Source organism: Azospirillum sp. (assembly GCF_035627195.1).
Lineage (GTDB): Bacteria > Pseudomonadota > Alphaproteobacteria > Azospirillales > Azospirillaceae > Azospirillum.
The window spans coordinates 1-8,787 of sequence record NZ_DASPMG010000018.1; the positions used below are offsets into that span (position 1 = coordinate 1).

Here is an 8,787-nt window from a genome sequence, read left to right on the forward strand (position 1 = left end):
GAGGTCGCTCCGGCGTCGGTAAGTGTTCTAGCCATCGACGGTTGGGGCCCGCGGGTCCTCTGTCTCAATCACACGGTCGGGCACACGGTCGGGCACGGTCCTACCACCGACGGCCCAGACCGCGGGGCGGCACACAGCGGGGCGGCACGATGAAGTTCGTCATCTTCGGATTGACCATCAGCTCCTCCTGGGGCAACGGCCACGCCACGCTCTGGCGGGGGCTGGTCAAGGCGCTGGCGCGGCGGGGGCACCGGGTGGTGTTCTTCGAGCGCGACGTGCCGTACTACGCCGAGCACCGGGATTTCTGGGACATTCCGGGCGGCGAGCTGATCCTCTACCGCGACTGGGACACCGTGGCGCCGGAGGCGGAGCGGCAGGCGGCCGATGCCGACGTGGCGATGGTCACCTCCTACTGCCCGGACGGCGTGGCGGCCAGCGCGCTCGTGCTCGGCTCCACGGCGCAGCGCACGGTGTTCTACGACCTGGACACGCCGGTGACGCTGGCCCGCCTGCGCACGGGGGAACGGCCACCGTATCTGCCGAAGGAAGGGCTGGGCGGCTTCGACCTCGTGCTCAGCTACACCGGCGGGGCGGCGCTGGAGGAGCTGAAGGCGCGGCTGGGGGCCAGGGTGGTGGCGCCGCTCTACGGCTGGGTGGACCCGGAGGTGCACCGGCCGGTGGCGGCGGTCGAGACCTACATGGGCGACCTGTCCTACCTCGGCACCTACGCCGCCGACCGGCAGGAGACGCTGGAGCGCCTGTTCATCGAGCCGGCGCGGCGGCTGACCCGGCGGCGCTTCGTCATCGGCGGTGCGCAGTACCCGGACAGCTTCCCCTGGACGCCCAACATCTACTTCGTCCGCCACCTGCCGCCGGCCGAGCATCCGGCCTTCTTCTGCTCCTCCACCCTGACGCTGAACGTGACGCGCGACGCCATGAAGCGCATGGGCTGGTGCCCGTCCGGCCGCCTGTTCGAGGCGGCGGCCTGCGGCGTGCCCATCATCTCCGACGCGTGGGAGGGGCTGGACGCCTTCTTCGAGCCCGGCCGCGAGATCCTGGTGGCCAGGGACACCGACGACGTGACCACCGCGCTGTCGCTGCCGCGCGACCACCTCGCCCGCATGGCGCGCCGGGCGCGCGAGCGCACGCTGATTCAGCACACCGCCGAACGCCGCGTCGCCGACCTGCGCAACGCGCTGGAAGCCGCCGGCAAGAAGGCGGGGGGCATGTGATGGGCGCCCGCTCAGGAAAGAACGGGAGACACGGATGAACACGGATGCAGACACGGATGAACACGGATGCGGCTTGTCCGCGGAAAACATCATCCGTGTCCATCCGTGGAAACATCCGTGTTCATCCCTGTCTCCAAACACCTTCCATCGCATGCACGCCGGAGGAACCTGAACCATGTGGGGCATCATCCCGGCGGCGGGCAGCGGCACGCGCATCCAGCCGTTGGCCTTTTCCAAGGAGCTGCTGCCGGTCGGCAGCCGCTTCGACGGACAGGCCGAACGGCCGCGCGCCGTCAGCGAGTATCTGGTCGAGCGCATGGTGAAGGGCGGGGCGGACAAGATCGCCTTCGTCATCTCGCCGGGCAAGTTCGACATCCTGCAATACTACGGCGACCGGGTGGAGGGGGCGGACTTCGCCTACGTCGTGCAGCCGCGGCCCGGCGGCCTGTGCGACGCGCTGTTCCGCGCCCGCCACCTGATCCACCCGGACGAGCCGGTGATGATCGGCCTGCCGGACACCGTGTGGTTTCCCGACGACGCGCTGGCCAGCCTGCCGGACGACCTGCTGTCCTTCCTGCTGTTCCCGGTGGAACAGCCGGAGCTGTTCGACGCCGTCGTCACCGACGCCCAGGGCCGCGTGCGCGAGATCCAGGTGAAGAGCCGGCAGGCCGCCAGCAACTGGATCTGGGGCGCCTTCAAGATGCCGGGGGCGGTGTTCCACGAACTGCACGCCCTGTGGTGCCGGCGCGAACGGCAGGACGAGTACATGGGCACGCTGGTCAACGCCTGGATCAAGGAGGGCGGCGAGGCGGTGGGCGTGCGCGCCGGTGCGTCCTACGTCGACGTCGGCACGGTGCGCGGCTACCGGACCGCCATCCGCCTGCTGAGCGGCGGCACCTTCTCCGAAGCCGCGGAATGAATGGAAGGGAGGATTCGTGTTGAATCGGCAGGGCGCCTTGACGCCGGAACTGATCGAACGCCGCGTCCGCGAACTGGGGCGCTGGTTCCACAACATCGACCTGAACGGCGTGCAGACGGCGCCCGACCATTTCCTGGGCGACTACCCGCGCGTGAAATGGCAGCGCTTCGCCCACGCGGTGCCGGCGGACCTTAGGGGCAAGAGCGTGCTCGACATCGGCTGCAACGGCGGATTCTACTCCATCGAGATGAAGTGCCGCGGGGCGGAGCGGGTCGTCGCCATCGACTACGACGACACCTACCTGGCCCAAGCCCGTTTCGCCGCCGAGGTGATGGGGGCGGACATCGAGTTCCGCAAGCTGTCCGTCTACGACGTGGCGGACCTGGGCGAGCGGTTCGACGTCGTCATCTTCATGGGCGTGCTCTACCACCTGCGCCACCCGCTGCTGGCGCTGGACCTCATCCGCGAGCACGTGGCGGGCGACCTGATGATCTTCCAGTCGATGCTGCGCGGCACACAGGAGGTGGAGCCGGTGGCGGAGGACTATCCCTTCAGCGACGTCGACCACTTCGAACGCCCGGGTTACCCGCGCATGGTCTTCGTGGAAAACAAGTACAGCGGCGACGAGACGAACTGGTGGATCCCGAACCGCGCCGGGGCCGAGGCGATGCTGCGCGCCGCCGGCTTCGCGGTGATCGACCATCCGGAGGACGAGGTGTTCGTCTGCCGCAAAGCGGAGCGCTCGGACTGGGCGGCACCCGTCTATCCGTCCCGGGGACCACGTTAAAGGGAAAAGGCATGATCGAAGCGGTGATGCTCTGGAACGAGCCGAACAACAAATCCCATTGGGACTTCCAGCTCGATCCGGAGTGGGCGCGGTTCGCCGACATGGTGACGTGCGCGGCCGACGCCATCGCCGCGGTCAACCCGAAGCTGCCCAAGGTGCTGGGCGGCATCTCGCCCATCGACGCCGGCTTCATGAACAACATGAAGGGCCGCGGCGTGCTGGACCACGTGGACGCGGTGGCGGTGCACGGTTTCCCGCTGGACTGGAACCACTGGCAGATCCACGAGTGGCCGGAGAAGCTGAAGGAGATCCAGGCGGTCACCGACCTGCCGCTGTGGGTGTCGGAGGTCGGCGTCTCCACCTTCGGCGCCGAGGAGGTGCAGGAGTTCGGCCTGCTGCGCACGGCCGAGCTGCTGCGCGGCCGGGCGCCGCGCATCCACTGGTACAGCCTGTTCGACCTGCCGCGCGCCTGGCCGGCCACCACCCGCCACCGCGAGGCGGAGGGGTCCAGCTACTACCGCCACTTCTACATGGGCCTGATCCGCGAGGACGGCACGCCGAAGCTGGCGTGCAAGCACTTCCATAAGGTCACGCCGGACATCGGCCTGTGCCAGTGGTTCCACTTCCAGGACCACCGGCTGGACGACGCCGTGCGCTGGATGAAGGACCTGGGCGTCACCTACCTGCGCACGGGGCTGAGCTGGGCCGACAGCTACCGCGAGGGGGCGCTGGACTGGTTCGACCGGCAGATGGAGGCGCTGCAGGACTTCCAGGTGACGGTGACCTTCTGCTTCACGCCCGAGCACCGGGGCATCGAGCCCCACCACACCAGCCCGCCCCAGGTGAAGGAAGAGTTCGCGACGTTCTGCGCCGACATGGTGCGCCGCTACGCGCCCGCCGACGCGCTGTCGCCGGCCGAATGACCGCTCACAGCGATGTTTTGGGCGTGCCGCCCGGCGCGCGCCTGCTGATCGTCGTCGCCCACCCGGACGACGAGACCATCGGCGCGGGCGGAGTGCTGGCGGCAAACGCTCCCTCTCCAGCCTCCGGCGGGGGAGGGAAGGGGCCCGCCGAAGGCGGGAAGGGTGGGGGCAAGGTTTATGGTTTGCGCCTCATCCACTTGACCGACGGCGCGCCGCGCGACGGGCGCGATGCGGCGGCGGCCGGCTGCGCCGGCTGGCAGGCCTACGCCGACCGGCGGCGCGGCGAGCTGCAAGCCGCGCTCGCCGCCGCCGGCTTCCCGCCGGACCACGCCGAGTCCTTCGGCCTTCCCGACCAGCAGGCGGCCGAACACCTGGAACCGCTGGCCCTCCGCCTTGCCGACCGCTTCGCCGCCCTGGCGCCCGACGCCGTGCTGACGCATCCGTACGAGGGCGGGCACCCGGACCACGACGCCGCCGCCTTCGCCGTGCGCGCGGCGTGCGCGCTGGTCGCGCGGAACGGCGGACGGGCGCCGCGGTTGGTCGAAATGGCCTTCTACCACCACGCGACGGGGACCATGACGGTGCAGGACTTCCTGCCGCACGCCGCCTTCCGGGCACGGACGGTGACGCTGGACGAGGGGCTGCGCGCCGCCAAGCGGCGGATGCTGGACGCGCACGCGTCGCAGGCGGAGGTGCTGTCGCTGTTCGGCGTGGAGGTGGAGCGGTTCCGCCCGGCCCCGCCGGCCGATTTCACCCGGCCGCCGCACAACGGGCCGCTGCAGTACGAGGAGTGGGGATTCGCGATAGACGGGACGCGCTGGCGGCGCCTCGCCGCCGCGGCGTCCGCCGCCCTGGGATTTGAGATGGGGGCTTGAGGAGGCTTGATGGCACTGACCGTTCTCAGCGTGGCCTATCCCTTCGCAGCCGTCGGCCCCGATTCCGTCGGCGGGGCGGAGCAGGTGCTGTGCGCGCTCGACGCCGGACTGGCGCGCGCCGGCCACCGCTCCATCGTCATCGCCGAGGAGCGGTCGGAGGTGGCCGGCACGCTGATCGCCGTGCCGCGCGTGCACGGCGAGGTGGACGACGCGGCGCGCGCCGCCGGGCACGCGCGGGTGCGCGCCGCCATGGGCGAGGCGCTGGCGCGCTTCCCGGTCGACATCGTGCACCTGCACGGCATCGATTTCGCCACATACCTGCCGCCGCCGGACGTGCCGGCACTGGTGACTCTGCACCTGCCGCTGGACTGGTACCCGGCCGGCGCGCTCACCCCCGGCCGGCCGGACACGTGGCTGCACGGCGTGTCGCGCTCGCAGCACGAGAGCGCGCCGGCCGGCGTGCGCCTGCTGCCGCCCATCGAGAACGGCGTGCCGGTCGACCGCCTGATGATCCGCGTGCCCAAGCGCCGATTCGCCGTGGCGATGGGCCGAGTGTGCAAGGAGAAGGGCTTCCACGTCGCCATCGACGCCGTGCGCCGCACCGACCTGCAGCTGCTGATGGCGGGCGAGATCTACCCCTATCCCGAACACCAGCGCTATTTCCGCGAGGAGGTGCAGCCGCACCTGGACGGCCGCTGCCGCTTCCTGGGTCCCGTCGGCTTCGCGCGCAAGCGCTGGATGCTGGGGGCGGCGCGCTGCCTGCTGGTGCCGAGCCTGGCGCCGGAGACCAGTTCGCTGGTCGCCATGGAGGCGCTGGCTTGCGGCACGCCGGTGGTGGCCTTCCCGACCGGCGCGCTGGGCGACATCGTGGAGGAGGGCGTCACCGGCTTCCTGGTCGAGGATGCGGCCGGGATGGCCGAGGCGATCGCCGCCTGCGAGCAGATCGACCCCGAAGCCTGCCGCGCCGCGGCGCGCGCGCGCCACGGGCAGGATCGCATGGTGGCGCGCTATCTGGCCCGGTACGAGGAGCTGGCCGCCGGCCGCGAGCGCGCCGTCGGCGCCGCGTGAGTGCCCCCACGTGAGGACCCCTACGTGAGGATCGCCACGTGAGCATTGCCGCCCGCTGGCTGACCGGCGATGGGGACCTGGATGCGCTGGCGCCGGACTGGGCGGCGCTGTGGGCGGCGGCACCCGGCGCCCTGCCGTTCCAGTCGCCCGCGTGGCTGCTGGCGTGGTGGCGCGCCTTCCGGCCCGGCCGGCCGTGGGTGCTGGAACTGCGCCGCGACGGGCGGCTGGCCGGCGTGCTGCCGCTGTACGAGGACGGCGGCACGCTGCGGCTGCTGGGTGCGGGCACCACCGACCTGCAGGACGCGCTGCTCGACGCCACGCTGTTTCCCGCCGTGACGGAGGCCCTGCGTACGCTGGGCGCGGCGTTGCCCGGCGCCACGCTGGACCTGTTCGACGTGATGCAGGGCTCGGCGCTGCTGGACGTGCCGCTGCCGCCGGGCTGGCGGGAGGAGCGGCGGGAGTGCGACGTCTGCCCGGTGATGGACCTCACCCGGCCGCTGCCGGCCGGGGCGGAGCGCAACCTGCGCCACGCCCGCGCCCGCGCCGAACGTGCCGGCGGCCTGAGCGTGGAGCGGGCCGACGCGGACTCTCTGCCGGCGCTGCTGGACGCGCTGTTCCGCCTGCACGGCGCCCGCTGGGCCGGGCGCGGCGAGGCCGGCGTGCTGGCGTCGCCCGAGGTGCGCGCCTTCCACCGCGCCGCGGCGGCCGGGCTGCTGGCGGCCGGGGCGCTGCGCCTGACGGCGCTGTCCCTCGGCGGGCGGCTGGCCGCAGTGCACTACGGGCTCCGCCACCGGGGGCGGGCCTTCTACTACATCGGCGGCTTCGATCCCGGGATGGCGCCGGTCGGCCCAGGCACGCTCGCCGTCGGGCACGCCATCGAGGAGGCCGTGGGGGAGGGCGCGCGGGAATTCCACTTCCTGCGCGGGCGGGAGCCCTACAAATACCGCTGGGGCGCCGGAGATCGGGTGACGGTCCGGCGGCTGGTGGTAATACCACGCATAAGTGTGTGACGGATCGTCGCGCAACCCGTGCATGCGAAAAACGCAATCTAATCAGGATTGATTCATAAATCCGTCACAGTATGGTGCCGTTCCTATGACGAAAGGGGTAAATGGCATGGCCATGCGCGAGGATGTTCTGGAGCGGGCGATCGATACGCTGCGTTCCGATCCGAGTGCCGAAGAGAAGGCGCGGCTTCTGCTGGCGCGCCTGGAGGCCGTGCGCACCAACCTCTGCGCCGACCCGCAGTGCCATCAGCGCTGTCAGGTTTCGTGCGGCAAGGCGCTGGCCGCGTAAGCCGTTTTCACCCCAGCAGCTTCGCCAGCAGCACGTGGTCGGCGAACTGTTCGTCGATACGGGCGTAGCGGCGGCAGACCGCTTCTTCCCCATAGCCGCAGGACGCGCCGAAGCGCCGGGCGCGGACGTTGTGGCCCAGCACCCAGGCCGACAGCCGGTGCAGGCCGGCCTTGTGCGCCCAATCCTCCGCCTCGGCGATCAGGCGGCGGCCGACGCCGCGTTCCCAGTGATCCCGCCGCACCGCCAGCGCCAGGGCGCCCTCGTGCGCGGTGCGGCGGTAGGGGCCGGTCCACACCGACGCGGCCCCGGCGATGCCGCCGTGTGCCGTCACGGCGGCCAGCGTCACGGCGCGGCGTCCCCGCTGGCCGGCCAGGAAGCGGCGGGCGTGTTCGGGACCGGCCAGCCCCTCCCCGGGGCCGCGCAGCAGGAAGGGCGTTTCGCGGCGGACGGCGGCGTCGAAGGCATGGTAGGCGGCGGCGTCCTCCGGCCCGGCGGGGCGGATGGAGACGGGAACGGGCAGGGCGGGCGGCGTCGGGTCGAGGAGCAGCGGGGGCCACTCCGGGGCGTCGGCGGGGGAGAGCGGCTTGCCGAGGATCAGCTCGTCCCGCCAGACGCCGTCCACCCGCATGGCGTCGCGCATGCGCCCCTCGTCCACGTAGCCCAGGCGGCGGTACAGCGCGTGCGCCCGGATGTTGGGAGCGGCGGCCGTCAGCTCCAGCCGGTGCGCGCCGATGGCGTGCGCCCAGTTTCCGGCCGCCGCGAACAGGCGCGTGCCCAGGCCGCGGCCCTGCCACGCGGCGCGCACGCCGACCTTCAGCGTCAGCACCCCGCGGTTGCCGGCGAGGCGCCCGCCGTTGGCACCCAGGTAGCCGATAAGGTGCCCGGCGTGCTCCGCCACGAAGACCGTCGCGTTGCCGCGCGCCTGGAAGGCGGCGAGGTCCTCCGTGGGACGGCCGGTGGCGAGCCAGGACGGCGGCTCACCGGGCTCGCGCGGCAGGAACGGGCTCTCGGCGTCCACGTCCCGCACGAGGTCCAGAAGGGCGCCGGCCTCGTCCGGCCGGGCCGCGCGTATGGTGACGGGTTCGGGCATGGCGCGATTAGAACCATTTGTGCGCCTGCGCGGAAGTCCGATATCGTCCCGCCGCCAATCAGGAAGAAGGGAACCGGGGCATGCCCACCGTCGCCATCCGCCCGGCCGTCGAAGCCGACGCCGAACTGATCCTGCGCTTCGTCCGGGAACTGGCGGAGTTCGAGCGCGAGCCGCACGCGGTGAAGGCCAGCGTGGACGACGTGCGCCGCGAGGGCTGGGGGGCGGACCCGGTGTTCGAGGCGCTGATGGCCGAGTTGGACGGTGCGCCGGTCGGCTTCGCGCTGACCTTCCGCAACTACTCGACCTGGGAGGGGCGGGCCGGCCTGTTCGTCGAGGACCTGTACGTCCAGCCGCACGCCCGCAAGTTCGGCGTCGGGCGCAAGCTGCTGGCCGCGGTGGCGCAGCGCGCCGTCGAGCGCGGCTGCAAGCGGGTGGACCTCAACGTGCTGAACTGGAATCCGGCGCGCGGCTTCTACGACCGCATCGGCTTCAAGCAGCTGGAAGAATGGCTGCCGTACCGGCTCACCGGGGATGCGTTGGCGGCCTTGGCGAGGGAAGCCTCGTAGCCCGACGCGTCGGCGGTGAAGGCGATGTTGG

10 protein-coding genes are annotated in these 8,787 nt (G+C 71.8%); 9 read left to right on the forward strand and 1 reads right to left on the reverse strand.

Annotation, left to right across the window (positions count from 1 at the left end):
• Positions 1–149 precede the first annotated feature (149 nt).
• The 8 genes from VED21_RS01150 (at position 150) to VED21_RS01185 (ending at position 7,100) form a co-directional block, all read left to right on the forward strand.
• On the forward strand, positions 150–1,232 hold the full coding sequence (locus VED21_RS01150) for a CgeB family protein (protein WP_324880466.1): 1,083 nt from the start codon (positions 150–152) through the stop codon (positions 1,230–1,232).
• Positions 1,233–1,407: 175 nt separating this feature from the next.
• On the forward strand, positions 1,408–2,151 hold the full coding sequence (locus VED21_RS01155; protein WP_324880467.1) for a nucleotidyltransferase family protein: 744 nt from the start codon (positions 1,408–1,410) through the stop codon (positions 2,149–2,151).
• A 16-nt stretch (positions 2,152–2,167) separates the two neighbouring features.
• Positions 2,168–2,938, forward strand: a complete 771-nt coding sequence (locus tag VED21_RS01160) for a TIGR04290 family methyltransferase (RefSeq protein ID WP_324880468.1) — start codon at positions 2,168–2,170, stop codon at positions 2,936–2,938.
• An 11-nt stretch (positions 2,939–2,949) separates the two neighbouring features.
• On the forward strand, positions 2,950–3,861 hold the full coding sequence (locus VED21_RS01165) for a beta-xylosidase (RefSeq protein WP_324880469.1): 912 nt from the start codon (positions 2,950–2,952) through the stop codon (positions 3,859–3,861).
• On the forward strand, positions 3,858–4,736 hold the full coding sequence (locus VED21_RS01170) for a PIG-L family deacetylase (protein ID WP_324880470.1): 879 nt from the start codon (positions 3,858–3,860) through the stop codon (positions 4,734–4,736). The genes VED21_RS01165 and VED21_RS01170 overlap by 4 nt, the downstream gene beginning before the upstream one ends.
• 9 nt (positions 4,737–4,745) lie before the next feature.
• Complete coding sequence (locus tag VED21_RS01175) at positions 4,746–5,804, forward strand: glycosyltransferase (protein WP_324880471.1); 1,059 nt, start codon at positions 4,746–4,748, stop codon at positions 5,802–5,804.
• A 38-nt stretch (positions 5,805–5,842) separates the two neighbouring features.
• Positions 5,843–6,814, forward strand: coding sequence for a GNAT family N-acetyltransferase (locus VED21_RS01180; RefSeq protein ID WP_324880472.1), 972 nt, complete (start codon positions 5,843–5,845; stop codon positions 6,812–6,814).
• A gap of 106 nt (positions 6,815–6,920) precedes the next feature.
• The gene (locus VED21_RS01185; protein WP_324880473.1) at positions 6,921–7,100 is read left to right on the forward strand and encodes a hypothetical protein; all 180 of its coding nucleotides are present in this window, start codon (positions 6,921–6,923) and stop codon (positions 7,098–7,100) included.
• A 7-nt stretch (positions 7,101–7,107) separates the two neighbouring features.
• On the opposite strand, the gene VED21_RS01190 is transcribed toward VED21_RS01185, so the two are convergent.
• Complete coding sequence (locus tag VED21_RS01190; RefSeq protein ID WP_324880474.1) at positions 7,108–8,190, reverse strand: GNAT family N-acetyltransferase; 1,083 nt, start codon at positions 8,188–8,190, stop codon at positions 7,108–7,110.
• Between the two features lie 80 nt (positions 8,191–8,270).
• Between VED21_RS01190 and VED21_RS01195 the strand changes: the two genes are divergently transcribed.
• Positions 8,271–8,756, forward strand: a complete 486-nt coding sequence (locus tag VED21_RS01195; RefSeq protein ID WP_324880475.1) for a GNAT family N-acetyltransferase — start codon at positions 8,271–8,273, stop codon at positions 8,754–8,756.
• Positions 8,757–8,787: the final 31 nt, after the last annotated feature.

What these genes read in the sequence shown, in the direction of transcription:
- VED21_RS01150 (WP_324880466.1), top strand. Translation starts at nt 150, where the DNA reads ATGAAGTTCGTCATCTTCGGATTGACCATCAGCTCCTCCTGGGGCAAC.
- VED21_RS01155 (WP_324880467.1), top strand. Translation starts at nt 1,408, where the DNA reads ATGTGGGGCATCATCCCGGCGGCGGGCAGCGGCACGCGCATCCAGCCG.
- VED21_RS01165 (WP_324880469.1), top strand. Translation starts at nt 2,950, where the DNA reads ATGATCGAAGCGGTGATGCTCTGGAACGAGCCGAACAACAAATCCCAT.
- VED21_RS01170 (WP_324880470.1), top strand. Translation starts at nt 3,858, where the DNA reads ATGACCGCTCACAGCGATGTTTTGGGCGTGCCGCCCGGCGCGCGCCTG.
- VED21_RS01175 (WP_324880471.1), top strand. Translation starts at nt 4,746, where the DNA reads ATGGCACTGACCGTTCTCAGCGTGGCCTATCCCTTCGCAGCCGTCGGC.
- VED21_RS01185 (WP_324880473.1), top strand. Translation starts at nt 6,921, where the DNA reads ATGGCCATGCGCGAGGATGTTCTGGAGCGGGCGATCGATACGCTGCGT.
- VED21_RS01190 (WP_324880474.1), bottom strand. Translation starts at nt 8,190, where the DNA reads ATGCCCGAACCCGTCACCATACGCGCGGCCCGGCCGGACGAGGCCGGC.
- VED21_RS01195 (WP_324880475.1), top strand. Translation starts at nt 8,271, where the DNA reads ATGCCCACCGTCGCCATCCGCCCGGCCGTCGAAGCCGACGCCGAACTG.